The organism is Helicobacter pylori HUP-B14, from assembly GCF_000259235.1.
GTDB classification, from domain to species: domain Bacteria; phylum Campylobacterota; class Campylobacteria; order Campylobacterales; family Helicobacteraceae; genus Helicobacter; species Helicobacter pylori_CU.
On sequence record NC_017733.1, the window covers coordinates 234838 to 260304 of the forward strand.

Genomic DNA, 25467 nt, shown 5'->3' on the forward strand with positions numbered 1-25467 from the left:
CTCTTAAAACAGAGCCAAATCTTTGGAAAGTTTTGAGTTAAACATGATGATAATTTAGGGGGATTGATTAAGATTTTCAATACCCTCTAAGTTTAGTGAGGTTTTCGCATGCCTGTTTCATGCCTAGCTTACAGGCCTTGTCATAAATCATTATGGCGTTTTCTTTATCTTTCATGTTGTAATACATGCCCGCTAGAGCGAAGCAACCCACTTCATCGCCCATATCGCAACCCCTTTCATAATTATCAAGGGCTTTCCTCAAGTCTTTTGGAACAGCGTCCCCTTGGGAATATATAAAGCCCATCCTGGAGCAACTCACCGCGCTCCCCATATCGCATGCTTGTTTGAAATAATCAAAAGCCTTTTGGGGATCTTTTTTGACATACCTGCCTAACATATACATAGAGCCTAAACTCGCGCAACCACCAGAATTGTTTAACCCACAAGCTTTTTGCAAATAATCAAACGCCACTTCAAAATCTTCATCAAGCCCTGCATCGCCATTTTCAAACAAACTCCCTAACGCGCGACAAGCCTGCCCATCATCCAATCGGCACGCTTTCAAATAATAGATGACGGCTTTATGGTTGCTTTGTTTGACTTCTAAAAAGCCTTTTTCATAAGCCACGCCCAAAACATAACACCCCTTAGCCATATCAAAATTACAGCTTTTTTGGTAGTAGGTAACCGCTTGAGCGGCATTGCCTTTGATTTTTCTATCATAAATGATGCCTAAATTATAGCAACTCTCAGGGTGTTTTAAAACGCATGCCTTAGCGTAAGCGTCAATGGCTTCTTGATAATTTTGAGCCGTGCCTAACCCCTCATCATAAAGCCCCCCTAAACCAAAACACCCTTCCCTATCATCAGCCTGGCATGCGGTTTTATAATATTCTAGGGCTTTTTTATAATCTATTCTAGTGCCTTGCCCGTTTTCATAAATGATTCCTAATTGCGTGCAACCTTCACTCACCCCATCATTGCATGCTTTTTTAAAATAAGACATGGCTTTAGAATAATTCCCGCTTTTATAGGCTCTTTCAGCAACCCCCAAAAAACTATCGTCTTGTTTCCCCCATAAATGGGCGTTCAAGCTCCAAAAAAATAACCCACAAACTAATATTTTTAAAATTTTGACACTCATTTCTTCCTTCTTTTAAATTCTGATTTTTAGAACCCTTCTTTAATCAAAACAAAAAATGCAACGCTCCATTTTAGCATAAATCAAGCGCTTTGATTAAGGCTTGGAAGAATCCTTATGTTCTTCTTTATGCCCTAAAGAGGTGATGTAAAGGTAAATCGCTTGGATTTCTTCTAAATTGAGATTGTATTTAGGCATCATGCCTTTGCCTAAACTCAAGGCGTCTTTAAAGGTTTTAAAATCTAAATGGTTGATTTTAGGGGCGTAGAGGATTTTTTTCTCGCCTTTTTCATAATAAAAAGTGATTTCTTGTTTTTCGCCTTTAATGCCATGGCATTTCGCGCACGCAACACCCCTAGGGTTTTTATAAAGGGCCATCCCGTATTCCAAATCAGAGATGAAATCCGCTTCCTTAGCGTTCAAACTTAACCACCACAAGAACAAAACTAGCGCGATAAACAAACGCATTAAAACAACTGCGCCTTTTCTAAAATCTCTTTAGCCCCGCTTTGTAAAAACGCTTCTAAAAGCTCTTGAACTAAATCAAACGCTTTAGTTTTATCCCCTTGCTTTTCTTTAGTGATGACTTCTTTCCCGTTAGGCAAGCCCAAAACCGCCTGGATTTTAACCCTATCGCCCATTAAACTCGCATGCACGCCTATAGGGATCTGACACCCTCCATTAAGCCCCTTAATAAACTCCCTTTCTAAATGGCAACAAAACGCGCTTTCTTCATCGTTGAGTTTTTGGAGCGTAATAAAATGCTTGTGGTTTTTGAGCATTTCTACCCCTAAAGCCCCCTGACCCATGCTAGGAATCATTTCTTTTACGCTAAAAGCCTTGCGGTATTTCGCCCCTTGAATTTCTAGGCGGCACAACCCGGCTTCAGCCAAAATGATAGCGTCAAATTCACCGCATTCAAGCTTTTTCAAACGGGTTTGGACATTCCCCCTCAAGCTTTCTGTGTCTAGATCCTGGCGCTTCAGTTTGAGTTGCATGGAGCGCCTTAAAGAAGTCGTGCCAACCTTGGCTCCTTTAGGCAAGCTCATCAAATCAGGGAATTTCACGCTCAAAAAAGTGTCCCTCACATCAGCCCTTTTAGTGATGCATGCCAAGTCCAACCCCTTTTCAAACACGACCGGCACATCTTTTAAAGAATGCACCGCCAAATCAATTTCGCCTTTTAAAAGCAATTCTTCTAATTCCTTAGTGAATAGCCCCTTACCGCCAATCTTATTTAAAGGGGTGTCTAAGATTTTATCGCCCCTAGTCTTAACGATTTGAATCTCGCTTTCTATAAAGCATTCTTTTTTCAGGCGTTCTTTAATGTGATTCGCTTGCCATAAGGCTAATTCGCTCCCCCTAGAGCCAATCACTAATTTTTCCATTCCCTCCCCCTTATTCGCTCGCTAACATTTCTAAAATTTTTTCTTCTAATTCGGTGTCTTTGATCGTTTGTTTTTCTAAATTAGCCCGTTTGATGCATTCAAATTCCTTGCTCTCTAAAGTTTGCTTCCCAACAATCAGCGCTAACCGCTCCCCAATCAATTCAAAATCCCTCATTTTCGCCCCAAAACGCGCGTCTCTGTCATCTAACAGCGCATCAACGCCCTTTTGGAGCAGCCTTTCATACACTTCAAAAGCGAGTTTTTTTTGCGCTTCATCTTTCCAATTAGAAACCACGATCACCACATCAAAAGGAGCGGTATTTTTCGTCCACACACAGCCTAGATCATCGCTTTTTTGCTCTAAAATCGCGCTGAGCAACCGGCTAATGCCTATCCCATAGCACCCCATTTCAAAAAATTGCTCCTTGCCATTCTTATCCAAGAAACTCGCCTTCAAGCTTTTAGCATAGCCTTGCCCGAGTTTGAAAATATGCCCCACTTCCAAACTCTTATGGTATTTCAACGCCCCTTGACAATTAGGGCAACAATCGCTCTCTTTAACCTGGACAATATCCGCATAAACAAGGTTTTCAAACCCTTTTAAATCCACGCCCACCGCATGAAAATCCTTTTCATTAGCCCCAACGATCAAACAATCGCCCTCTTTTAAATCTTCATCAAAAATGATATAAGAAACATGCTTTTTCAAGCCATAAGGCCCTATAAAGCCCGCTATTAACCCTGTGTGGTTTAAATCTTCTTTGCTGGCCTCTCTTAATTCTAAAGCGTTCGCTCCTATAATGTTCAAAGCATTTAGAGCTTTAACTTCCTCTAAATTGTCATCGCCCCTAACAAAAAAGCACGCTAGGGTTTCTTTATCTTTATGGATCACTTTTTTAACAAGCGCTTTTAAAACAAAATAAGGCTCTGTTTTAAAAAACTCCGCCACGCTTTGCGCACTGGTGGTATTAGGGGTAGGGAATTTCGCTAATTGCGCTTTGGGGACATTTAAAGGCTCAGGCCTTTTAGAGCGTTTAGCGATTTCAATGTTGGCGGCATAATCGCAATTTTGACACACCACGATCGTGTCTTCCCCGCATTCTGTTAAAACGACAAATTCCCTGCTTTTACTCCCCCCAATCGCCCCGCTATCCGCTTCCACGATGCGAAAATCCAAACCCAAATCGCTTAAAATTTCTTTATAAGCGCTCTGCGTGTTTAAAAATTCCTTATCCAAGCTTTCAGCGTCTTCATGAAAGCTATAACCATCTTTCATGATAAATTCCCTCGCTCTCACCAACCCGAATCGTGGGCGGATTTCATCACGGAATTTCGTGTGAATTTGATAGAGATGCACGGGTAATTGCTTGTAGCTTTTGATGAAATTAGCGGCAATTTCGGTGATATTTTCTTCTAAAGTGGGGCTTAAAACAAAATCATTGTCTTTTCGGTCTTTAAAAACCAATAATTCCTTGCCGTATTTATCCAAACGGCCTGATTTTTCCCACAAACTCGCCAAAACCACAAAACTCATTAAAATATTTTGCGCCCCATGCTCTTGCATGCGTTTGTGTGTGATATTTTCTATTTTGTCTAGCACTTTTTTAGCTAAAGGCAAAAAATTATAGATCCCACTGCCTACTTGATAAATGTATCCTGCTTGAGCTAAGTGCTTATGGCTTTTTAACACGGCATCTTTTGGGGGTTCTTTGAGAGTGGGGGCAAAGAGTTTTGAAAACAGCATGCATTATTCCTCGTAATATTCGCATTTATAGAGATTCAAATTCTGGGCATGACAAGTGGTAGATTTGTCTAAATTAAACAAGTTTTTAATCGCGCCCACAAGCACATCGGATTCTTCTTTTTGAGCGTTCTTTTTTAAGGCGATAGTAGGGTGGTGTAAGAAGGTATTGAAAGCGTTGTGCAAGATCTTTTCAATATTGCCTTCGTATTCTTTAGGCACATAGCGTTTTTTGAGCGCCTTTTGCAATTCCTTTTGGGCTGAAATCCTAGCCAATTCCCTTAAATCCTTAATCAAAGGCTCTACTTCTAAACTCTGGATCCATTGGTAAAATTCCATTGTGGCAAGCCCTACAATCTCATAAGCTTTTGTTCTGCTTTCTTGCCTGTTTCCCACATTTTCCTTAACCATAGGCTCTAAATCATCCACGCTGTATAAGAAAATATTATTGCATACCGGCTTTTCAATATTCCGTGGCACGGCTAAATCAAACCAAAAACGCCTGAAAATCGTTTCTTTTAGCATGGAATTTTGCACGATAAAATGCGGCGAAGAAGTGGCGCAAAAAAGCAGTTCGTATTCATTGATATGAGCGTTTAAATTTTCTATATTTTGGAAGCCCACTTTTTTAGGCTCTTCTAATTCTTTGATGAAATCTTCAAATTTAGCCGCATTACGCCCTAAAATAAGCACTTCAAATTGCTTGTTTAAAAGGTGCTTGATGACCAATTGAGCCATCTCGCCAAGCCCTATCACAAGGGCTTTTTTATCCTTAATCCTTTCTTTTTCAAAAATATTAAGCGCTTCTTTGACCGCCACTGAAGAGATGGAGACCCCTTGCTTGGAAATGCCGGTTAGATTGCGCACTTTAGCGGCGCATTTGAAAGCAAAATGGAGCAATCGGGTTAAATCTTTAGAGCAAAATTTCTCTTCAAAAGCGAATTTATAGGCGTTTTTCATCTGCCCTGTGATTTGAGTTTCCCCAACCACCAAGCTATCCAAACTGCTGCACACGCTAAAGACATGATGGACTGCGCTTTCATCAGTGTTCATTAAAACGCATTTTTCCAAATCAGACACGCTCATTTTTTTATTTTGAGCCAAAATCTTTAATAGTGCGCTTTTTTGTTCATTAGTATTAGCGCCGTGTTTCAGGCTCGCATAGATTTCAAAGCGATTGCATGTGGATAATACCATGCACTCTTTGATGTTAGGGCAATGGTTTTTAATGGTTTGTAAAAATTCTTTAAGCGTTGCAGGCGAATTGATAGCGAGTTTTTCTCGCATTTCTAAGCTCATGCTTTTATGCGTAAAGGCTAGGGTGAAATATTTTGACAAATGAGTTTCTAACTCCATTAAAAAGTCCTATAAATGACATCTTGCGCTAGTTTTTCTAAAATCAAATTGTTTTCCCCTTTAATGGTTTCAAGGGCCTTTTTAGAATAAACTTGAGCGATTTTAAGGGTTTCTTCTATGATACCATGTTGCTTGAATTTTTCCTTAGTCCATTCTATGATTTCATGGCTATCTTGTTTAAAATAAGAAATTAAAAGCCCTTGTTCATGCGGATTTAATTTTTCATATAAAAGCAAGTAGGGTAAAGTGGTCTTGCCCTCTTTAAAATCGCTAAAATTGGGCTTACCTAGAGTGTTGGCGTCTTGAGTGATGTCTAATAAATCATCAATGATTTGAAACGCCATGCCAAAATTTAATCCAAAATCCGCATACATTTTGGCGTCTTTATTTAAAAGAATCGCCATGCTCTTTAAGCTCGCTTCCATGAAATGAGCGGTCTTGTCTTCTAAAATACGCCAGTATTTTTGTTTGTCGCTATTAAAACTTTCCCCCACAAACACATCTTCAATCTCGCCCCTAGAGAGCCTTAAAACCGCATTAGAGAGGATTTGAGCGATGGATTCACCCATTTTAGATAGTTCAAAAAAGGCTTTAGAATAAAACACATCACCAAGCATCACGGCGTTAAAATTGCCAAAAAGAGCGTTAATGCTGGGGAGTTTTCGGCGCATGGTCGCTCTGTCAATCACATCATCATGCAATAAAGAAGCGGTCTGTATCATTTCTACAATCGCGCACAAATTGAAGGCTTTATCCAATAAAATAGCGTCTGTTTTTTCGTCTAACAAAGCGAGCATGAGTTTGGAACGCAACATTTTTGAAGGGCCAATCTTAGAAAACAATGCATCTATAAAGTCGCTTTCAATTTCTTTGATCCAAGAAGCGATCTTATTTTGAATGGTTTTAAGTTGTTTTTCTTGCATGCAAATTCCTTAAGGCTCTTTAGGGGAAAAAACAAGGGGCATAAGGGCTAAAAATCTTAAAGTGGCTTTATCTTCTTTAAAATCTTTAAACACAAGCGACAGAGTGCTGTTAGAAGAAAATTTTTCTTCAAAAACTTTGAGATTATAGGTGTTTCTCGCATGATCGGTGTATAAAATAAACTGGTAAGGGAAATGGTTAAAACGCATGTTGATGACTAAACCTTTATTTGCATATAGCGTCCAATAGAGCGTGATTTCTTTGGTTTGTTCGTTAGAAGTGTCTTTGATAACGGCTCTAAACGCTTCATCTTTTTTTAATTCTAGCATTTCATCTATCCCATAATCAAGCCCAAACGCTTTTAAAAAAAAGAGGAATATCAAGCCATAGCGGATAAGCTCATTCATTCCCGCTGAGAATATTCGCCATGGATTGGATCACAATGTCTGTTTTTCTGCTCTCTATTTTTTGTTGCAACTCTTCATCCATTCTTAAAGCTTTAGCGAAAGATTCAAACTTTTCTTCCAAGTCTTCCTTTTCTATAAAAGTTTCCAAAAGAGCCAAAAGCTCTAAAAGCCTTTCTAGCTCTTTTTTAGAAAGCTTTTTACTCGCATGAAAAATAATGTCATTCCACTTGTCTAAGGGGTTTCCCTCAAAGATTTCAAGCTCGCTGTAATCTCTCATGCTGGCTTCTTTTTGGTCGCTTAAGCCAAATGGGCTTCTAGCATCCAAATGGATTTTTGCAACTTGGCCAATTGATCGTCCGCATAAGTTACGGTGACTTTATCGCCTTCTTTTTCAGCGGTGTTAGAAAGCTCTTTAAATTCTTTTTCTAGGTGTTTGTAATCGCCTAGAATTTCTTTAAAGATGTCTTTAGAGTGGAAGCTTGTTTTAGTTTCTTCTTTAACGCGAGTGAGTTTAAGTGCTTCGCTTAAAGTGACTAAGGGGTGGTGTCCTAATTGAGCGATCCTTTCAGCGAGATCATCAAACATGTCCGCAAACTCTTCATAAATTTCTTCAGTGGCTTTATGCACATTGAAAAAATCGGTGCCTTTCACATTCCAATGGAAGTTATGCACTTTCATAAATAACACGATCGCATCCGCTTGCAAATGTTTTAAAATTTCAAATGTTTTCATCAAAAGTCCTTTTTTTTAAAATTGTTTTAGGCTTTTACTTTCATAAAAACCCTGATCGCTATCCTACACCAAAAGAGTTAATGAAAAATTGTTTTGATCTTATTTTTGTCAAATATTGATAAACTCTATTCAATTTAATATTCTTTAATCTTTTTAAAAATTTATTTTATCGTAAAACTCATTTTTTAAGGGGGATATTATCACTCAAGAAGCGTTAAGAATCTTAATTTCAAAGGTTTTTTCTTGATTTTCTAATAGCGCAATGCTCCCTTCATGGGCCTTAACGACTTGTAAAGACAGGGCTAACCCTAGGCCGTTACCCTTCAATTTAGTGGTTTCAAAAGGCTCAAATAAAGCGCTTTTGTTTTCCACTTCCTTACCATTATCAATAATGGTGAAGACGATAAATTCATTTTGAATGAACGCTTCAATCTTCACCTGCCCCTGTTCGCTCTCTTCTAAGGCTTCAATCGCATCAATAGCGTTATACAAGAAATTTTGTAACACAATCCCCATTAAATCAAAGTCAAAAAACCCTTCTTCATCGCTAAAATTAAAAAGAAAATCAATGTCTTTAGAGTAAGTGTAGCAATTTAGGGCTTCTTTGAGATCGCTCTCTAGCGTTTTTAAACTCTGCTTGGTGCGGTTGGCTTGAATGCCTTTAGAAAAAAGCAAGGTGGCTTTAATGATCCTTTCTACGCGCCATAAAGCTTTTTGCAATTCCACAACAATGGGCTTAGTCTTTTCGTTCGCATGCTTTAATAACACTGAAGCTAAAAGAGAGATAGAGCCTACAGGGTTTCTGATCTCATGGGCTAAATGCGCTGAGATTTTCCCCATAGAAGCGAGCCGCTCTTGGCGTTTTTGAGCGCTAATATCGGTTGCGGTGATGATTTGCTTGCCTTGAATGCTGTTTTGCTGGACTAAATAGCTTTTATTTTCATGTTCAATTTCAGTGTTAAAATTTTCTAATTTAGCCTTATTGAATACCTCATGGCTTTGATTGGCTAAAGAATTTTTATAAAAAAAGCTCCCGTTTTCATTCATCACCCAAATGGCTTGCGGTAAAATCTCTATGACCCATTCATAAAGGGCTTTATAATCCTTAAACTCCTTTTCCACCTTGTAGCTTTGTAAAATAAATTGGTTTAAAAGCCCTAGCAATTCTTGCATGTCTTTTTTATTGGAAAAATTCTCTAATAAATCTTCGCTCTCTTTGGGTTTAAAATTTTCTAATGAAATCACATTATCCTCTTTTTTTAACAACTCCTTGAAAGAAGAAGTCTTATTAGAGTGTTTCAAATGGGAACGCTTTAAATAAGGGCGTTTTAAGCGCTTGGATTTTTTCATGGTTTTTGTTTTTCTCGCTCTTTTAAGAAATTAAACAGCATTTCACTATAACCAAAATTCCCGCTCAATTCTTTAGAAAGCGTGTCCTTATACATGGATGCATAAATCTCATCGCCTGGGGCTTTAGGATACAAAGGGTTATCCATTTTCATAGCAGTATCTAGCATGAATTTTAAAAGCAACGCTTCAAAAGAATCGGTTTGTTCTTTGAGGAGCTTGTCGTTTTTAGTTTGAGCTAGCGTTTTTAATTTCTCTTCGCTCGCTAATTTAGAAACGTTGTATTGCTCTAACATGGCTTTATTGTTGTTTATCATAGTATCTCCATTTCAGCGCTAATCGCACCGCTTTTTTTTAGGGCTTGCAAGATTGAAACCATCCCCTTAGCGCTCACGCCAATTTTTTGTAAGGCTTTCACCACCCCGGCAATGGTGATGCTTTTCCCGTTAGAACTCAGCGTGTTGTGAGCGGTGTCTAAGGACATGTTATTGTCTAAATCCTGCGTGTTTTTAGAGTCATTTAAAGGCTCTTTAGTGATTTTAAGCGTGATGTCTTGGCTTGTAACCACTATAGGATGCACTATTATATCCACTCCTGAAACGATTGTGCCTGATTTTTCATCTACAATGATCTTATTTTTCGCGCTGTAATTAATAGGGATTTCTTGCACTAAAGCTAAAAACTCCACCATAGAAAGACGCTCTGGGCGAGTGATTTGAATGGTTTTTGGATCTAGCGCTATGGCCACTTTATTGCCAAACACCTTATTTAGGGTGTTTTGCACTTGGATAGCGTTTTTAAAATTGGGGCTTTTTAGGCTTAAAACCATGGCGTTTTTATGGAACAAATCATACGAAACTTCCCTTTCAATAGTCGCCCCGTTGATGATATTGGCTGAGAGCAAGTTATTGGAATTACCCGAAACGATAGCCCCTTGAGCGAGAGCGTAAATATTCCCATCTACCGCATTTAAAGGGGTCATCACCAAAGTCCCTCCTTGAATGGATTTTGCATCCCCAATAGAAGAAATGTGAATATCAATTTTATCGCCCTGTCTTGCAAAGGGGGGCAAGGAGGCTGTAATCATCACTGCAGCGACATTTTTAGATTTAATATCATCTGCAGAGATCTTAACATTCACACTCTCTAGCATGTTAGAAATGGATTGCATGGTGAATTTTGAGCCGGATTTATCCCCTGTGCCATTTAAGCCAATCACAAGCCCATAGCCAATCAGCTGGTTATCCCTTACGCCCACCACGCTCGCTATATCGCCTATTTTTTCGGCCAAAAGCTTGTGGAAAGCTAATACAAAAATAAGCCACAAAAACACCCGTTTCAATCAAACCCTTTCTTTATTCCTTAATTCTAATTATTTTAGCATAAGCCTTTTATAAAAACTTTAAACTTAATTGAGCGCATTTTTATGCTATACTCAAAAATCTTATAAACTTTAAATCAAAGATTTTAATTTTAGCCTTTTATTAACTTTTTATAAAGTTTCAAATTAAATTGAGGTATGAATCTCCCATGGAATTGAATCAACCACCACTCCCTACAGAAATTGATGATGACGCTTATCATAAGCCGAGTTTTAATGACTTGGGCTTAAAAGAATCGGTTTTAAAATCCGTTTATGAAGCCGGCTTCACTTCCCCAAGCCCCATTCAAGAAAAGGCCATTCCGGCTGTTTTGCAAGGCCGAGATGTCATCGCGCAAGCCCAAACAGGCACAGGAAAAACCGCCGCTTTCGCTCTGCCCATTATCAACAACCTTAAAAACAACCACACCATAGAGGCCTTAGTGATCACGCCCACCAGAGAATTAGCCATGCAAATTAGCGATGAGATTTTTAAATTGGGCAAACATACCAGGACTAAAACCGTGTGCGTGTATGGAGGGCAGAGCGTTAAAAAACAATGCGAATTTATTAAGAAAAACCCCCAAGTGATGATCGCTACACCAGGAAGATTGTTGGATCATTTAAAAAACGAACGCATCCATAAATTTGTGCCTAAAGTGGTCGTTTTAGATGAAAGCGATGAAATGCTGGATATGGGGTTTTTAGACGATATTGAAGAGATTTTTGACTACCTCCCTAGCGAAGCACAGATTTTGCTTTTTTCAGCCACGATGCCAGAGCCGATTAAAAGACTAGCGGATAAGATTTTAGAAAACCCTATTAAAATCCATATCGCTCCTTCTAATATCACTAACACCGACATCACCCAACGCTTTTATGTGATCAATGAGCATGAGAGGGCCGAAGCGATCATGCGCCTTTTAGACACCCAAGCGCCCAAAAAAAGCATCGTTTTCACGCGCACTAAAAAAGAAGCCGATGAATTGCACCAATTCCTTGCTTCTAAAAATTACAAAAGCACCGCCTTGCATGGGGATATGGATCAAAGGGATCGGCGTGCTTCTATCATGGCGTTTAAAAAAAATGATGCTGATGTGTTAGTGGCTACAGATGTAGCGAGCCGTGGGCTAGACATTAGCGGTGTAAGCCATGTGTTTAATTACCATTTGCCCCTAAATACCGAGAGCTATATCCATCGCATCGGGAGAACCGGAAGAGCGGGCAAAAAAGGCATGGCGATCACTTTAGTAACGCCCTTAGAATACAAAGAGCTTTTACGCATGCAAAAAGAAATTGATTCAGAGATTGAACTTTTTGAAATCCCCACCATTAACGAAAATCAGATCATCAAAACCTTGCATGACGCTAAAGTGTCTGAAGGGATCATCAGCCTTTATGAACAGCTTACCGAAATTTTTGAGCCGTCTCAATTGGTTTTAAAACTTTTGAGTTTGCAGTTTGAAACCAGCAAAATCGGCTTGAACCAGCAAGAAATTGATGCGATTCAAAACCCTAAAGAGAAAACGCCAAAACCCTCTAACAAAAAAACGCACCCGCATGAGCCAGCGCGTTCTTTCAAAAAGGGTCAGCACAGAGACAGACACCCTAAAACGAACCATTATTCTAAAAAACCCAAACGCCGTTAAAATATTTAAAAAGGAAATTCATGCCCATTGATTTGAACGAACATTTAAAAAAGAAAAATCCTCAAAGAGAAAACCCCACGCCTAATACGCCTAATAATGGGGGGCGTTTCATTCCGCCGTCTAACTCTTTTAATTCCAAAAAACTATCGGTTTTAATCGTTATTGTCCTTTTGGGCGTTATCGCTTTTTTGGCCAAGCCTTTTGAAGTGATTAGCTCAGGAGAAATTGGCATTAAAATCACCGCCGGGAAATACGAACCCACCCCCTTACAGCCGGGAATCCACTTTTTTGTGCCTATCATTCAAGACATTCTCATTGTAGATACAAGGATCAGGAATATCAATTTTTCACGCACCGAAGACATGGGCGTGGCGGGTAAAAACCAAGGGATTTTTAGAAATGACGCTATTAATGTGATGGATAGCAGGGGTTTGACCGTTTCTATTGAACTCACCGTGCAATACCGCCTAAACCCCCAAACCACCCCCCAAACGATCGCTACTTATGGCTTGTCTTGGGAGCAAAAAATCATCAACCCTGTGGTGCGCGATGTGGTGCGCTCTGTCGTGGGGCGCTATCCGGCTGAAGATTTACCCATTAAGCGCAATGAAATCGCCGCTCTTATTAATAGCGGTATCAATAAAGAAGTTTCTAAGCTCCCCAACACCCCTGTGGAATTAAGCTCTATCCAATTGAGAGAAATCGTCTTGCCCGCTAAGATTAAAGAGCAAATTGAAAAAGTCCAAATCGCGCGCCAAGAATCAGAAAGGGTGAAATACGAGGTGGAGCGCTCTAAACAAGAAGCTCAAAAACAAGCCGCTCTGGCTAAAGGGGAAGCGGACGCTAACAGGATTAAGGCTCAGGGCGTGGCGGATGCGATCGTGATTGAGGCTAAGGCGAAATCTCAAGCCAATTTAAGCATTTCGCAAAGCTTGAGCGACAAGCTTTTAAGGCTGCGCCAAATTGAAGTTCAAGGCCAGTTTAATGAAGCGTTAAAAACGAACAACAACGCTCAAATCATGCTCACTCCAGGCGGGGCTGTGCCTAATATTTGGATTGACACTAAAAGCAAGGTTAAATCTAGTATTGCCGAGACTAAAGAGCCTTAAAAACGCATGGCGTCTCTTGCCTTTATCCAAGCTTTTTTGGAGTCTTTTAAGGGCTTTTTAAATCAAGCGACTTTAATTAGCGTTTTAATAGCGAGCGTTTTAATCCTTTTTTGCGCGATTTTGCTCCTTTTGGCTCTGCTTTTAAGAAACCGCATAGCTAGTTATATAGCAACAACAGCTTTTTTGGGCGCGTTTTTGAGCATGCCTTTTGTTTTGAAGGTTTTACTCACTCAAGCGATTTACCCCATAGAAACACGCATCTTACATGCTAACCCTTTAAGTTATAGCAACGCCTTTTCTTTGCAAGTGGGAGTCAAAAACCATTCCAAATTCAGTCTAAACAAATGCGTTTTACGCCTAGAAGTGCTTAAAAACTCTCACAATTTTGTAGAAGAGCATGCGTTTAAATGGTTTGTCAAAAAAAGCTATGAAAAAACCTTTAAAGAAAAGATTTTGCCTGAAGAATCCAAGGTTTTTTCATTCTTTATTGACAACTACCCTTATTCAAAAACAGCCCCCTATCAAGTTTCTTTGTTTTGTTTATAGAAAATGAAAAGATAACACCCATGCGTTTGAGTATTTTTTAAGAGCTAGCCCCTTTAAAGCCTGGATTCCAACAAACGCTTCGTATAAGCATGCTTAGGGTTGTCAAACACTTCTTCAATAGCGCCCATTTCTACGACTTTCCCCTCACTCACCACTAACACCTTATCGCAAAACGCTTTGATCACGTCTAAATCATGGCTGATAAACAAATAGCTCAGATCCTGCTTTTCTTGTAAATCCAACAACAATTCCAACACGCTTTTTTGAATGCTTTTGTCTAAAGCAGAAGTGGGCTCATCTAAAAGAATGATTTTAGGTTTTAAGGCAATCGCTCTAGCGATCGCTACTCTTTGGCGTTCCCCTCCACTGAGCTCATAAGCGTAAAAGTTAAGCAATTCAGGGTTTAAACACACTTCTTCTAAACAAAGTTCAGCTAAATGGTGCCATTCTTCTTTGGAAGATTTAGGGTAAGCAAAGCGCAAAGCTTCTATTAAAATGCTTTGAATGCTTAAGCGAGGATTTAATGAAGCGTAAGGGTCTTGAAACACCATTTGCAAGATCTTGCGGTAGGGTTTGAACGCCTTAGAATTTAAAGGCCCCACGCTTTGGCCTAAAATCTTTTCTTCTCCGCTGTTTAAAGCGAGTTTTAAAAGCCCTAACGCCAAAGAGCTTTTCCCGCTCCCGCTTTCGCCAATGATGCCGATGTTTTCTTTGGCTTTGAGGGAAAAATTGACTGATGCGATAAGGGGCTTTTTTAAAGAAGGCCTAAAAAAGCGTTTTTGCAAGTAATAAACGCTAAAATCTTCCACCTCTAAAAGCGTTTCATCTAGCGCTTTTAAATTTTTAGCGGGCAAGTTTGAAGCTTGAATCAAGAGCTTTGAATATTCATGCTTGGGGTCATTAAAAAGCTCTTTAGTCAAATTGGTTTCTACTATCTCGCCTTTTTTTAGCACATAAACCCTATCGGCCAAGCGTTTGACCGCTTTTAAATCATGGCTAATGAATAAAAGAGCGATGTTTTTTTCCACACTCAATTGTTTGAGCAAGTCTAAAATCTGGTTTTGGATTTGCGCATCTAGCGCGGTGGTAGGCTCATCGCAAATGAGCAGTTTGGGCGCATTAATAATGCCCATAGCGATACACACTCTTTGGCGTTGCCCTCCGCTCAATTCATAAGGGTAACGATCCAAAAACTTTTCATCTAATTGGACTTGTTTCATGGCGTTTAAAACTTTTTCTTTAAGGAGCGTTTTAGAAGCGTTTTTATGGTGTAAAAAATAGGCTTCACTCATTTGCTTGCCGATTTTATGCAAGGGGTTTAGGCTGGATAGGGGGTCTTGAGCGATGTAAGCGATAATATTTCCCCTTAAATGCTGCATAAACGCTTCGCTTTCTTTTAAAAGGTTGGTTGTTTCAAACAGCACTTCGCCATTATGGGGCTTGAATCTAGGGTTTAAACGCATGATGAGATTAGCGATAGAGCTTTTCCCACTCCCGCTCTCGCCCACGATCGCCACTCTTTCGCTAGGATTTAACGAAATATTGATGTTTTGGAGCGAAAAATGCGCGTTTAAAACGCAGTTCAAGTTTTTGATTTCTAGCATATAACCCCCTTATTTGAGCATGTTGGCGTTGAAAGCATCGCGCACCCCTTCGCCAATGAACACCAAAACAGAAAGCAACAAGCTAATGGCTACAAACGCAACGATGGCTAAATGGGGCGTAGTGAGATTATCCTTGCCTTGATTGACTAATTCGCCCAAGCTCGCGCTCCCTATAGGCATGCCAAAACCCAAGAAATCCAAAGACACTAAAGTGGAAATGCTAGCCGCCATTAAAAACGGCACATAAGTGATCGTCGCCACTAAAGCGTTGGGTAAAACATGGTAGAAAATGATTTTTAAATCATTCACCCCAAGCGCTCTAGCGGCTTTGGTGTAGTCCATATTCCTTGCTTTTAAAAACTCCGTGCGCACGACTTGAGAAAGCCCCATCCAGCTAAAGAGCAAGACTAAAAATAAAATGATCCAAAAATTGGAATTAAACGCGCTAGAAATCACAATGAGTAAAAAAAGCATGGGAATGGCGCTCCAAATCTCGCTCAACCTTTGCCCTAATAAATCCACTAACCCTCCATAATACCCCTGAAACGCTCCCAAACTCACGCCAATAAGAACGCTAAAAAGGGTGAGTAAAATCCCAAACACTAACGAAACCCGATAGCCATAAACCAGCCTGGCTAACACGTCTCTGGCTTGATCGTCTGTGCCTAAAAGGTGTTTGAAGCTTGGGGGGGTGGGGGCAGGCGAGTCTAAATCCATAATGATCGTATCGTAGCTATAAGGAATGAGCGCATGGATGATGAAAGCGTCTTTTAAGAGCGTGTTTTGCACATAAGGATCGTTATAGTCCGTAGGGGTGAAAAAATCGCCTCCAAACTCCACTTCCGCATAGTTTTTAAACATAGGGAAATACGCTTTATTGTCTTTATAGATGAATAAGGGGCGATCATTGACCCACAAGGGGGCTAAAAGAGAAAGCGCTAATAAAGCGATAAAAAGATAGAGTGAAAACACCGCCCGCTTATTCTTTTTAAAACTAAGAATACGCATTTTAAACAAACTGCTCACGCTCAAACTCCCTTGATGAAAAACAATTCCTAAGATTATAATTAATTATAGGTAATACTAGCAAGAAAATGGGTTTGATCAATAAAGAAAAAGGATAAGCGTAATAAATAATGGTGGAGTGTAGGGGGTTCGAACCCCTGACCTCAACGCTGCCAGCGTTGCGCTCTCCCAACTGAGCTAACACCCCAAATAAAATTAAGCGAGCATTATAACATTTTGCTTAAAAGATGTCAATTTGATGCTTTTTTGAAACACTTAATAGCAAATTAAGAATGATTATCTTAAAATTAGAAAGTTTCTTTTATGGATTAAGTAAAATCACTTATCAAAGCAAAAAGGATATTTTTGAAAAACCACTCCTTTAAAAAAACGATCGCTCTTTCCTTGCTAGCGAGCATGTCTTTGTGTAACGCTGAAGAAGATGGGGCGTTTTTTGTCATAGATTATCAAACGAGTTTGGCCAGACAGGAATTGAAAAATCCAGGCTTCACCCAAGCGCAAGAATTAAAGCAACTCATTAGAGATGGGGCTGTGAGGTTGCAAACTTCTGCTATCCCCTTATCCTACTACTTGGATATTTTAGGGAATAAAACAAAAACTCTTTTGAGTGAAAGCCTGAAAAACAATGCACAACCATCACAGCAAAACGGACCATCAAACCAAGCCTTAGCCAATTTAGAGCAATCTCTAGGGATTTTAGGAAAACTATTGGATCTATCCCAACAATACGCTAATCAGGGTGTCATTAAGCCTTTGGTGGTGGATGTGGGGAATAAACAAATCGGTATCACCGATAGCATGCTCTTAGTGGCTCAAAACATCGTTTTAGCTTTAGGGCAAGTGGATTTGAGTAAAATCCAACAAAACAATAACGGACAGCTATACGAAAACATCATGAAAGTCATGCTTTTAGGCGCAGGCGGGACTAATGGAGCGTATAATGGCGTGAGCGTGGGCGATATTGCCACAGGCATGCAAAATTTTTCTTCGCAAACGGGCTTGATAGGGGCTGATTCTACGGTGAGCGAGCTCAATGCTTTGATTAAGAGCGGGATTTCTTTGGATCGTGAGACTTTGAGGTTAGGGAGTTTTATTGAAAAAAATATTTGTAGCAGTGCATCGTCTTGTTTTACTGGGAGTCAGCTTATTTATAAGAAAGGACTAGATAGAGTCATAAATATCATCAACGCGAGTTTAGGTCAGTTTGAATCTTCGGCTAGTTCTCTTTATAAGATTTCTTATATCCCTAACCTCTTTTCTCTCAAAGATTATCAGTCAGCGAGCATGAACGGCTTTGGGGCTAAGATGGGCTATAAACAATTTTTCACCCATAAGAAAAATATTGGCTTAAGGTATTACGGGTTTTTGGATTATGGCTATGCGAATTTTGGCGATACGAATTTAAAAGTGGGGGCGAATCTCGTTACTTATGGGGTAGGGACGGATTTTTTATGCAATGTGTATGAACGCTCTAGAAGGAGGGAAAGGACTACGATCGGTCTTTTCTTTGGCGCTCAAATTGCAGGGCAAACTTGGAGCACGAATGTAACGAACTTATTGAGTGGGCAAAGGCCTGATGTCAAGTCCAGTTCGTTCCAATTCTTGTTTGATTTGGGCGTGCGCACCAACTTTGCAAAAACCAATTTCAATAAGCACAGGCTGGACCAAGGGATAGAATTTGGGGTGAAAATCCCTGTTATCGCTCATAAATATTTCGCAACCCAAGGCTCAAGTGCGAGCTATATGAGGAATTTTAGCTTCTATGTGGGCTATTCAGTCGGTTTTTAAGGAAGGCTCTTGATGAAAAACACCAATACAAAAGAGATAAAGAATACAAGAATGAAAAAAGGTCAATACCACACGCTCAAAAAGGGGCTTTTAAAAACCGCTCTGCTTTTTAGCCTTCCTTTAAGCGTGGCGTTAGCTGAAGACGATGGCTTTTATATGGGAGTGGGCTATCAAATCGGCGGCGCGCAACAAAATATCAATAACAAAGGCAGCACCTTAAGGAATAATGTCATTGATGATTTCCGCCAAGTGGGCGTGGGTATGGCAGGGGGTAATGGGCTTTTAGCTTTAGCGACAAACACGACCATGGACGCTCTTTTAGGGATAGGCAATCAAATTATCAATACTAATACAACTGTTGACAACAACAACGCAGAGTTAACCCAGTTTAAAAAAATACTCCCTCAAATTGAGCAACGCTTTGAAGCGAATAAAAACGCTTATAGCGTTCAAGCCTTGCAAGTGTATTTGAGTAACGTGCTGTATAACTTGGTTAATAATAGTAATAATGGCAGCAACAATGGAGTCGTTCCTGAATATGTGGGGATTATAAAAGTTCTCTATGGTTCTCAAAATGAATTCAGTCTCTTAGCCACCGAGAGCGTGGCGCTTTTAAACGCGCTCACAAGGGTGAATTTAGATAGCAATTCGGTGTTTTTAAAAGGGCTATTAGCCCAAATGCAGCTTTTTAATGACACTTCTGCAGCAAAGCTAGGCCAGATCGCAGAAAGCTTGAATAAGAGCGGTGGTGCAGGGGCCATGCTCCAAAAGGATGTGAAAACCATCTCGGATCGAATCGCTACTTACCAAGAGAATTTAAAACAGCTAGGAGGAATGCTGAATAATTACGATGAGCCTTACTTGCCCCAATTTGGGCCAGGCACAAGCTCTCAGCATGGGGTTATTAATGGCTTTGGCATTCAAATGGGCTATAAGCAATTTTTTGGGAACAAGCGGAATATAGGCTTACGATATTACGCTTTCTTTGATTACGGCTTTACGCAATTGGGCAGTCTTAGCAGCGCTGTTAAAGCGAATATCTTTACTTATGGCGCTGGCACGGACTTTTTATGGAATATCTTTAGAAGGGTTTTTAGCGATCAGTCCTTGAATGTGGGGGTGTTTGGGGGCATTCAAATAGCGGGTAACACTTGGGATAGCTCTTTAAGAGGTCAAATTGAAAACTCGTTTAAAGAATACCCCACTCCCACGAATTTCCAATTTTTATTTAATTTGGGCTTAAGGGCTCATTTTGCCAGCACCATGCACCGCCGGTTTTTGAGCACGTCTCAAAGCATTCAGCATGGGATGGAATTTGGCGTGAAAATCCCGGCTATCAATCAAAGGTATTTGAGGGCCAATGGGGCTGATGTGGATTACAGGCGTTTGTATGCGTTCTATATCAATTACACGATAGGCTTTTAAGCTCTTTTTAGGGCTTATAAAGAGGCTCTTTACTTTTTTTTGGTATTCTAACAAGCTTTTAAACAATCCAATCTACTTTGTTTTAAGGATAATATTTTATGGCAGATGTCGTTGTGGGGATCCAGTGGGGAGATGAGGGGAAGGGAAAAATTGTTGATAGGATCGCTAAAGATTATGACTTTGTGGTGCGCTATCAAGGCGGGCATAATGCTGGGCATACCATTGTGCATAAGGGGGTTAAGCACTCTTTGCATTTAATGCCCTCAGGGGTTTTATACCCCAAATGCAAGAACATCATTTCTAGTGCGGTGGTCGTGAGCGTTAAGGATTTGTGCGAAGAAATCAGCGCGTTTGAGGATTTAGAAAATCGTTTGTTTGTCAGCGACAGAGCCCATGTGATCTTGCCCTATCATGCCAAAAAAGACGCTTTTAAAGAAAAATCTCAAAACATCGGCACGACTAAAAAAGGCATAGGCCCTTGCTATGAGGATAAAATGGCCAGGAGCGGGATAAGAATGGGGGATTTATTAGACGATACCATATTAGAAGAGAAACTAAACGCGCATTTCAAAGCCATTGAGCCTTTTAAGGAAGCGTATGATTTGGGCGAGGATTACGAAAAAGATTTGAGAGGGTATTTTAAAGCTTACGCTCCAAAAATTCGCCCCTTTATCAAAGACACGACAAGCATGCTGATAGAAGCGAACCAAAAGGGTGAAAAAATCCTATTAGAAGGGGCGCAAGGCACGCTTTTAGACATTGATTTAGGGACTTACCCTTTTGTAACAAGCTCTAACACCACGAGCGCTAGCGCTTGCGTGAGCACTGGCTTAAACCCTAAAGCGATCAATGAAGTGATGGGCATCACGAAAGCGTATTGTACTCGTGTGGGGAACGGGCCTTTCCCTAGCGAAGATTCTACACCCATGGGCGATCATTTAAGGACTAAGGGCGCGGAGTTTGGCACGACAACCAAGCGCCCAAGGCGTTGCGGATGGCTGGATTTGGTGGCTTTAAAATACGCTTGCGCTTTGAATGGTTGCACGCAATTAGCTTTAATGAAATTAGATGTTTTGGACGGGATTGATGCGATTAAGGTGTGCGTGGCTTATGAAAGAAAGGGCGAAAGATTGGAGGCTTTCCCTAGCGATTTGAAAGATTGCACGCCGGTCTATCAAACTTTTAAAGGCTGGGAAAAAAGCGTGGGCGTGAGAAAATTAGAGGATTTAGAGCCAAACGCCAGAGAGTATATCCGTTTTATTGAAAAAGAAGTGGGGGTAAAAATCCGCCTTATTTCTACAAGCCCTGAAAGAGAAGACACGATTTTTCTATGAAAAAATTCGCTTCTGTGTTGGTGCAATTAAAAACCCTTGCGTTAGAAAAAATAGAGCGAAAGCTTGAAAGCAAGCGTTTAGAATTGCAACAAAACGAGCGAGAAATTTTGGACAAACAAGCCCAATTGAGCGCGTTTAAAAACCCTGAATTGGGGGGAATGAGCCTTTTTTTACAAACCCAGCAATTAAAAAGCGCTCTAAGAATGGAGATAGAATATTGCCAACAAGAGGGCGAGAATTTAACTAAGGATTTAAAAGTTTTAGAAAAAGATTATCTTTTGGCCAACCAGGAATTAGAAAAAGCTAAAATCATTTTAGAAAAGGAAAAACAAAAAGAAAAGGAAATTTTGGAAAAAAAAGAGCAGGTTCTTTTAGACGAAAACGCCATGATTTTACACTGGCAAAAAGGGGGCTTGCATGCGTAAAATCTTGTTAATGGGCTTAATTTTACAAGCGTTCTTTGGCGAAGAAGCCGTGCAAGAATTGTTGCAATGCTCTGCGATTTTTGAATCTAAAAAAGCCGAATTGAAAGACGATTTGCGCCAATTGAGTGAAAAAGAGCAGTCTTTAAGGATCTTGCAAACCGAAAACGCCCGCCTTTTAGATGAAAAAAGCGATCTATTAAACAAGAAAGAAAAAGAAATAGACGAAAAACTGAAAAATTTAGCGGCTAAAGAAGAAGCCTTTAAAACCTTACAAACAGAAGAAAAGAAACGCCTTAAAAATTTGATAGAAGAAAATGAAGAAATTTTAAGAGAAATCAAGCAGGCTAAAGACAGCAAGATTGGCGAGACTTATTCTAAAATGAAAGATTCTAAATCGGCTCTGATTTTAGAAAATTTACCCACTCAAAACGCCTTAGAAATTTTAATGGCGCTAAAACCCCAAGAATTAGGTAAAATTTTAGCCAAAATGGATCCTAAAAAAGCGGCGGCTTTGACAGAGTTGTGGCAAAAACCCCCAAAAGAAAATAAAGAAAATAAAGAAAGCCAAAAAACCATAGATCCCACGCCCCCTACACCACCCACGCCTTTAAAAGAGCCGATAATAAAAGATCCTAATACCAAAGAGCCAACGGGGGTATGATGTTCATTGTAGCGGTTTTAATGCTGGCGTTTTTAATCTTTGTCCATGAGCTAGGGCATTTTGTTATCGCTAGGATTTGTGGGGTGAAGGTAGAAGTCTTTAGCATTGGTTTTGGTAAAAAGCTCTGGTTTTTCAAGCTTTTTGGCACGCAATTCGCTCTGTCTTTGATCCCACTTGGGGGCTATGTGAAATTAAAGGGCATGGATAAAGAAGAAAAAGAAGCGAATGAGGAAAATCAAGCGGATGATAGCTACGCGCAAAAAAGCCCTTTCCAAAAGCTATGGATACTATTTGGGGGGGCGTTTTTTAATTTTCTTTTTGCGGTTTTAGTGTATTTTTTTCTGGCATTGAGCGGGGAAAAAGTCTTACTGCCAATCATTGGCAATTTAGACAATAACGCGCTAGAGGCCGGGCTGTTAAAGGGGGATAAAATCCTTTCTATCAACCATCAAAAAATAGCGAGTTTTAGAGAGATTAGAGGCATAGTGGCGCGTTCTCAAGGCGAGTTAATTTTAGAAATAGAGCGAAACAACCGGATTTTAGAAAAACGCCTAACCCCCAAAATCGTGGCGGTAATAAGCGAATCTAATGATCCTAATGAAATGATCCGGTATAAAGCGATAGGCATCAAACCGGACATGCAAAAAACGGGCGTTGTCTCTTATTCCTTAATTCAGGCGTTCAAGCAGGCTTTGAGTCGGTTTAAAGAGAGCGTTGTTTTGATTGTGGATTCTTTAAAGCGTTTGATTATGGGGAGCGCTTCAGTTAAGGAATTGAGCGGGGTAATAGGCATTGTGGGAGCGTTAAGCCATGCCAATAGTTTGAGCATGCTTTTGTTGTTTGGGGCGTTTTTGTCTATCAATTTAGGGATTTTAAATTTATTACCCATTCCAGCGCTGGATGGGGCGCAAATGTTAGGGGTTGTTTTTAAAAACATTTTTAAGATCACTTTGCCGGCGTTTATGCAAAATGCGTTGTGGCTAGCGGGGGTGGGGTTTTTGGTTTTTATCATGTTTTTAGGGCTTTTCAATGACCTCACTCGTTTGCTATAAAAGGGGGAGTTGATGCATGTATTGAGCGTGAGTGAAATCAATGCGCAGATCAAAGCCCTTTTAGAAACGACTTTTTTGCAAGTTAGGGTTCAAGGGGAAGTGAGTAATTTGACTATCCATAAGGTGAGCGGTCATGCGTATTTTTCGCTCAAAGACAGCCAGTCAGTCATCAGATGCGTGCTGTTTAAAGGGAACGCTAACAGGCTCAAATTCGCTTTAAAAGAAGGGCAGGAAGTGGTTGTTTTTGGGGCTATTAGCGTGTATGTTCCAAGGGGGGATTATCAAATCAATTGCTTTGAAATAGAGCCTAAAGACATAGGTTCATTAACCCTAGCTTTAGAGCAATTGAAAGAAAAATTACGCCTTAAAGGCTATTTTGATGAAGCCAATAAATTGCCCAAACCGCATTTTCCTAAACGAGTGGCAGTCATCACTTCTCAAAATTCAGCCGCTTGGGCGGACATGCAAAAGATCGCTTCCAAACGATGGCCGATGTGCGAATTGGTTTGCATCAATACTCTAATGCAAGGGGAGGGCTGCGTTCAAAGCGTGGTGGAGAGCATCGCTTATGCGGATAGTTTTCATGACACAAAAAACGCTTTTGATGCGATTGTAATGGCTAGAGGTGGGGGGAGCATGGAGGATTTGTATTCTTTCAATGATGAAAAAATCGCTGATGCTCTGTATTTGGCTAAAACTTTCAGCATGTCAGCTATTGGGCATGAGAGCGATTTTTTATTGAGCGATTTAGTGGCGGATTTAAGGGCTTCTACGCCTTCAAACGCGATGGAGATTTTGCTCCCTAATAGCGATGAATGGTTGCAAAGACTTGATGGGTTTAATGTGAAATTGCACCGCTCTTTTAAAACTTTGCTCCATCAAAAAAAGGCGCATTTAGAGCATTTAGCGGCTTCTTTAAAACGATTGAGTTTTGAAAACAAGCACCATTTAAACGCTTTAAAACTAGAGAAACTAACAATCGCTCTAGAAAATAAAACCTTAGAATTTTTACGCTTTAAAAAAACGCTTTTAGAAAAAATCTCTATTCAAACATTGACAAGCTCTTTTTTACAAACTAAAACAGAGCGATTGAATGCACTAGAAAACGCCCTTAAACTCGCTCATGCCAATTTGAAATTACCCCAATTCGGGGCGTTGGTGAGCAAAAATCATCAAGCGATAGAATTAGAGGCATTAAAAAGGGGCGATAAAATTGAATTGAGTAATGAAAAAGCCAGAGCGAGCGCTGAAATTTTGAGCGTGGATAGGGTGTAGGGGTTTGAAAAATAAGATTTAAAATACAATAGATTTTGTTTTTAAGATTTCGTATTCACTTCTTTTAATGATCTTTTCTAAACGCAATAGCATGATGTTTGAAATCGTGTTTTGATACCCCTTGTTTTTTAAAATGCTAACAGCTTGCGGGTTATTTTTAATTTTTTCTTCTTTTTGACACAAATAAAAAGACCAGTTCAAATCATAATCCTTATTAACTTCTATAACCGCTTGCGCTGTTGTCCCGCTACCTGCAAAAAAATCTAAAATAATAGAATCTTTGGGGGTGGAGCATAGCAATAAATATTTAATCAATGCTACAGGTTTTGGCGTCTTAAAAAGCCCCTTTAAGCCTAATTTTTCTAAATCTTTTGTGCCTTGTCGGCTATAAAAATCCAACACGCTCAAACAATTATCTTGCGATTCTTTTAGGTAATATTTTTCATAAGGGCGATTATTCTTAAAAATAAGTCTATTTTGATAATATAAATCCTTAAGCTTTTCATCGCTGCTCCACCCTCTGCTTTTTAAGGGTTCTAAAAAAAGATTGATTTCTTCTATCGCTACGCTGCGTGGGTTTGAAGGCGTGGATAAATCTTTAGCGAAATAAATTTCACCTTTTTCATCCACCAAATTATAATTTTTTAAAAAATTAAAATGTTCTTTTTGAGATAACTCTTTGATTTGTTCTTTTAGGACAAGTTGGGCTTGAGCTTGTCCTTTTTGTCTAAAAACATTTTTAATCGTTCGCATTAAATCTTTTAATGCTTTAGCATAAATGGGCAAAAGCGTTCGTAAGATCTTAAAACCAGGAGCGAACGCTTTATTTTTGGCGTAGCTTAAAACATACTCATGGGTAATATTGATGTGTTTAGCGTTAGACCTTGTGGCTTGTTTAGTGATAAAAGTGCCTAAAAAATTGCGCGTTCCAAAAATTTCATTGGCAATGATTTTAACTTCAGCCATTTTATTATCATCTATAGAAATAAAAATACAACCACTTTGTTTTAACACAGCCTTTGCTAAAATCAAATGTTCTTTAATCCATTTTTCATAGTCAGCATGATCGTCTTCATATTCAAAATTAAAACTCTTGGTGTTATAAGGGGGGTCTATATAGATCGTTTGGATGCTTTCTTTTTCTATCCTTTTCAAACACTCCAAAGCTTCCATGATAAAA

25 protein-coding genes and 1 tRNA gene are annotated in these 25467 nt (G+C 39.7%); 10 read left to right on the forward strand and 16 right to left on the reverse strand.

All coding sequences use genetic code 11. From position 1 onward, the window contains the following. Window positions 1-76: 76 nt before the first annotated feature. The 12 genes from hcpE to HPB14_RS01220 form a co-directional block, all read right to left on the reverse strand. Window positions 77-1144, reverse strand: a complete 1068-nt coding sequence (gene hcpE / locus HPB14_RS01165; protein ID WP_000111722.1) for a Sel1-like repeat protein HcpE — start codon at window positions 1142-1144, stop codon at window positions 77-79. Between the two features lie 93 nt (window positions 1145-1237). Next, window positions 1238-1609 carry a c-type cytochrome gene (locus HPB14_RS01170; protein WP_001235923.1) on the reverse strand — a complete coding sequence of 124 codons (372 nt, stop codon included), beginning with the start codon at window positions 1607-1609 and terminating at the stop codon, window positions 1238-1240. After that, window positions 1609-2529 carry a hydroxymethylbilane synthase gene (gene hemC / locus HPB14_RS01175; protein ID WP_000413796.1) on the reverse strand — a complete coding sequence of 307 codons (921 nt, stop codon included), beginning with the start codon at window positions 2527-2529 and terminating at the stop codon, window positions 1609-1611. Before hemC ends, HPB14_RS01170 begins: the two co-directional genes overlap by 1 nt. A gap of 10 nt (window positions 2530-2539) precedes the next feature. Next, window positions 2540-4273, reverse strand: coding sequence for a proline--tRNA ligase (proS, locus tag HPB14_RS01180; protein WP_000899249.1), 1734 nt, complete (start codon window positions 4271-4273; stop codon window positions 2540-2542). 3 nt (window positions 4274-4276) lie between these two features. Continuing rightward, complete coding sequence (gene hemA, locus HPB14_RS01185; RefSeq protein ID WP_000418302.1) at window positions 4277-5626, reverse strand: glutamyl-tRNA reductase; 1350 nt, start codon at window positions 5624-5626, stop codon at window positions 4277-4279. Then, a complete protein-coding gene (locus tag HPB14_RS01190) occupies window positions 5626-6549 on the reverse strand; it encodes a polyprenyl synthetase family protein (RefSeq protein ID WP_001156670.1) in 924 nt (307 codons plus the stop codon). The genes hemA and HPB14_RS01190 overlap by 1 nt, the downstream gene beginning before the upstream one ends. Window positions 6550-6558: 9 nt before the next feature. Further along, complete coding sequence (locus tag HPB14_RS01195) at window positions 6559-6954, reverse strand: hypothetical protein (protein ID WP_001004058.1); 396 nt, start codon at window positions 6952-6954, stop codon at window positions 6559-6561. Next, on the reverse strand, window positions 6947-7231 hold the full coding sequence (locus HPB14_RS01200) for a DUF2018 family protein (protein ID WP_001206051.1): 285 nt from the start codon (window positions 7229-7231) through the stop codon (window positions 6947-6949). The genes HPB14_RS01195 and HPB14_RS01200 overlap by 8 nt, the downstream gene beginning before the upstream one ends. Window positions 7232-7251: 20 nt before the next feature. Further along, entirely contained in the window at window positions 7252-7686 is a 435-nt protein-coding gene (gene dps / locus HPB14_RS01205) for a DNA starvation/stationary phase protection protein (RefSeq protein ID WP_000846455.1), read from the reverse strand. A gap of 204 nt (window positions 7687-7890) precedes the next feature. Then, entirely contained in the window at window positions 7891-9036 is a 1146-nt protein-coding gene (flgS, locus tag HPB14_RS01210; RefSeq protein ID WP_000748831.1) for an acid survival sensor histidine kinase, read from the reverse strand. Then, the gene (locus tag HPB14_RS01215) at window positions 9033-9350 is read right to left on the reverse strand and encodes a hypothetical protein (protein ID WP_000609429.1); all 318 of its coding nucleotides are present in this window, start codon (window positions 9348-9350) and stop codon (window positions 9033-9035) included. Before HPB14_RS01215 ends, flgS begins: the two co-directional genes overlap by 4 nt. Further along, window positions 9347-10375 (reverse strand): flagellar basal body P-ring protein FlgI, encoded by a 1029-nt coding sequence (locus HPB14_RS01220; RefSeq protein WP_000832074.1) that lies wholly within the window; start codon window positions 10373-10375, stop codon window positions 9347-9349. Before HPB14_RS01220 ends, HPB14_RS01215 begins: the two co-directional genes overlap by 4 nt. Window positions 10376-10563: 188 nt before the next feature. Between HPB14_RS01220 and HPB14_RS01225 the strand changes: the two genes are divergently transcribed. The 3 genes from HPB14_RS01225 to HPB14_RS01235 are packed head-to-tail and all read left to right on the forward strand — an operon-like array spanning window position 10564 to window position 13697. Further along, window positions 10564-12042, forward strand: coding sequence for a DEAD/DEAH box helicase (locus tag HPB14_RS01225; RefSeq protein WP_000422529.1), 1479 nt, complete (start codon window positions 10564-10566; stop codon window positions 12040-12042). A 20-nt stretch (window positions 12043-12062) separates the two neighbouring features. After that, window positions 12063-13151, forward strand: coding sequence for a prohibitin family protein (locus tag HPB14_RS01230; protein ID WP_001121047.1), 1089 nt, complete (start codon window positions 12063-12065; stop codon window positions 13149-13151). Window positions 13152-13157: 6 nt separating this feature from the next. Continuing rightward, window positions 13158-13697 carry a DUF2393 domain-containing protein gene (locus HPB14_RS01235; protein WP_000157358.1) on the forward strand — a complete coding sequence of 180 codons (540 nt, stop codon included), beginning with the start codon at window positions 13158-13160 and terminating at the stop codon, window positions 13695-13697. A 53-nt stretch (window positions 13698-13750) separates the two neighbouring features. Here HPB14_RS01235 and HPB14_RS01240 read toward each other — a convergent pair whose 3' ends face one another. The 3 genes from HPB14_RS01240 to HPB14_RS01250 form a co-directional block, all read right to left on the reverse strand. Then, entirely contained in the window at window positions 13751-15301 is a 1551-nt protein-coding gene (locus HPB14_RS01240) for a dipeptide ABC transporter ATP-binding protein (protein ID WP_000889854.1), read from the reverse strand. Window positions 15302-15310: 9 nt separating this feature from the next. Then, entirely contained in the window at window positions 15311-16333 is a 1023-nt protein-coding gene (locus HPB14_RS01245; RefSeq protein WP_000116882.1) for an ABC transporter permease, read from the reverse strand. A 105-nt stretch (window positions 16334-16438) separates the two neighbouring features. After that, window positions 16439-16514, reverse strand: a tRNA-Ala gene (locus tag HPB14_RS01250). Window positions 16515-16672: 158 nt separating this feature from the next. Here HPB14_RS01250 and hopF point away from each other — a divergent pair. From hopF to xseA, 7 genes are all read left to right on the forward strand, one after another. Continuing rightward, a complete protein-coding gene (gene hopF / locus HPB14_RS01255; RefSeq protein ID WP_000788657.1) occupies window positions 16673-18115 on the forward strand; it encodes a Hop family outer membrane protein HopF in 1443 nt (480 codons plus the stop codon). Window positions 18116-18127: 12 nt separating this feature from the next. Further along, a complete protein-coding gene (gene hopG / locus HPB14_RS01260; RefSeq protein ID WP_000799309.1) occupies window positions 18128-19540 on the forward strand; it encodes a Hop family outer membrane protein HopG in 1413 nt (470 codons plus the stop codon). Window positions 19541-19638: 98 nt separating this feature from the next. Beyond that, entirely contained in the window at window positions 19639-20874 is a 1236-nt protein-coding gene (purA, locus tag HPB14_RS01265; RefSeq protein ID WP_000796178.1) for an adenylosuccinate synthase, read from the forward strand. After that, entirely contained in the window at window positions 20871-21299 is a 429-nt protein-coding gene (locus HPB14_RS01270) for a flagellar FliJ family protein (RefSeq protein WP_000712848.1), read from the forward strand. Before purA ends, HPB14_RS01270 begins: the two co-directional genes overlap by 4 nt. Continuing rightward, window positions 21292-21960: a MotE family protein gene (locus HPB14_RS01275; protein WP_001226640.1), complete on the forward strand. Its 669-nt coding sequence runs from the start codon at window positions 21292-21294 to the stop codon at window positions 21958-21960. The genes HPB14_RS01270 and HPB14_RS01275 overlap by 8 nt, the downstream gene beginning before the upstream one ends. Continuing rightward, entirely contained in the window at window positions 21957-23012 is a 1056-nt protein-coding gene (gene rseP, locus HPB14_RS01280) for an RIP metalloprotease RseP (RefSeq protein WP_041199425.1), read from the forward strand. Before HPB14_RS01275 ends, rseP begins: the two co-directional genes overlap by 4 nt. A gap of 12 nt (window positions 23013-23024) precedes the next feature. Then, entirely contained in the window at window positions 23025-24287 is a 1263-nt protein-coding gene (gene xseA, locus HPB14_RS01285) for an exodeoxyribonuclease VII large subunit (RefSeq protein WP_000558322.1), read from the forward strand. Between the two features lie 18 nt (window positions 24288-24305). Here the strand turns inward: xseA and HPB14_RS01290 are convergent, their stop codons facing one another. Next, complete coding sequence (locus tag HPB14_RS01290) at window positions 24306-25460, reverse strand: DNA methyltransferase (protein ID WP_041199463.1); 1155 nt, start codon at window positions 25458-25460, stop codon at window positions 24306-24308. Between the last annotated feature and the right edge of the window lie 7 nt (window positions 25461-25467).

Bases quoted from the DNA above. Each gene is read 5' to 3' on its own strand.
- hcpE (WP_000111722.1), bottom strand. From the start codon at position 1,144: ATGAGTGTCAAAATTTTAAAAATATTAGTTTGTGGGTTATTTTTTTGG.
- HPB14_RS01170 (WP_001235923.1), bottom strand. From the start codon at position 1,609: ATGCGTTTGTTTATCGCGCTAGTTTTGTTCTTGTGGTGGTTAAGTTTG.
- hemC (WP_000413796.1), bottom strand. From the start codon at position 2,529: ATGGAAAAATTAGTGATTGGCTCTAGGGGGAGCGAATTAGCCTTATGG.
- proS (WP_000899249.1), bottom strand. From the start codon at position 4,273: ATGCTGTTTTCAAAACTCTTTGCCCCCACTCTCAAAGAACCCCCAAAA.
- hemA (WP_000418302.1), bottom strand. From the start codon at position 5,626: ATGGAGTTAGAAACTCATTTGTCAAAATATTTCACCCTAGCCTTTACG.
- HPB14_RS01190 (WP_001156670.1), bottom strand. From the start codon at position 6,549: ATGCAAGAAAAACAACTTAAAACCATTCAAAATAAGATCGCTTCTTGG.
- HPB14_RS01195 (WP_001004058.1), bottom strand. From the start codon at position 6,954: ATGAATGAGCTTATCCGCTATGGCTTGATATTCCTCTTTTTTTTAAAA.
- HPB14_RS01200 (WP_001206051.1), bottom strand. From the start codon at position 7,231: ATGAGAGATTACAGCGAGCTTGAAATCTTTGAGGGAAACCCCTTAGAC.
- dps (WP_000846455.1), bottom strand. From the start codon at position 7,686: ATGAAAACATTTGAAATTTTAAAACATTTGCAAGCGGATGCGATCGTG.
- flgS (WP_000748831.1), bottom strand. From the start codon at position 9,036: ATGAAAAAATCCAAGCGCTTAAAACGCCCTTATTTAAAGCGTTCCCAT.
- HPB14_RS01215 (WP_000609429.1), bottom strand. From the start codon at position 9,350: ATGATAAACAACAATAAAGCCATGTTAGAGCAATACAACGTTTCTAAA.
- HPB14_RS01225 (WP_000422529.1), top strand. From the start codon at position 10,564: ATGGAATTGAATCAACCACCACTCCCTACAGAAATTGATGATGACGCT.
- HPB14_RS01230 (WP_001121047.1), top strand. From the start codon at position 12,063: ATGCCCATTGATTTGAACGAACATTTAAAAAAGAAAAATCCTCAAAGA.
- HPB14_RS01235 (WP_000157358.1), top strand. From the start codon at position 13,158: ATGGCGTCTCTTGCCTTTATCCAAGCTTTTTTGGAGTCTTTTAAGGGC.
- HPB14_RS01240 (WP_000889854.1), bottom strand. From the start codon at position 15,301: ATGCTAGAAATCAAAAACTTGAACTGCGTTTTAAACGCGCATTTTTCG.
- hopG (WP_000799309.1), top strand. From the start codon at position 18,128: ATGAAAAACACCAATACAAAAGAGATAAAGAATACAAGAATGAAAAAA.
- purA (WP_000796178.1), top strand. From the start codon at position 19,639: ATGGCAGATGTCGTTGTGGGGATCCAGTGGGGAGATGAGGGGAAGGGA.
- HPB14_RS01270 (WP_000712848.1), top strand. From the start codon at position 20,871: ATGAAAAAATTCGCTTCTGTGTTGGTGCAATTAAAAACCCTTGCGTTA.
- HPB14_RS01275 (WP_001226640.1), top strand. From the start codon at position 21,292: ATGCGTAAAATCTTGTTAATGGGCTTAATTTTACAAGCGTTCTTTGGC.
- rseP (WP_041199425.1), top strand. From the start codon at position 21,957: ATGATGTTCATTGTAGCGGTTTTAATGCTGGCGTTTTTAATCTTTGTC.
- xseA (WP_000558322.1), top strand. From the start codon at position 23,025: ATGCATGTATTGAGCGTGAGTGAAATCAATGCGCAGATCAAAGCCCTT.
- HPB14_RS01290 (WP_041199463.1), bottom strand. From the start codon at position 25,460: ATGGAAGCTTTGGAGTGTTTGAAAAGGATAGAAAAAGAAAGCATCCAA.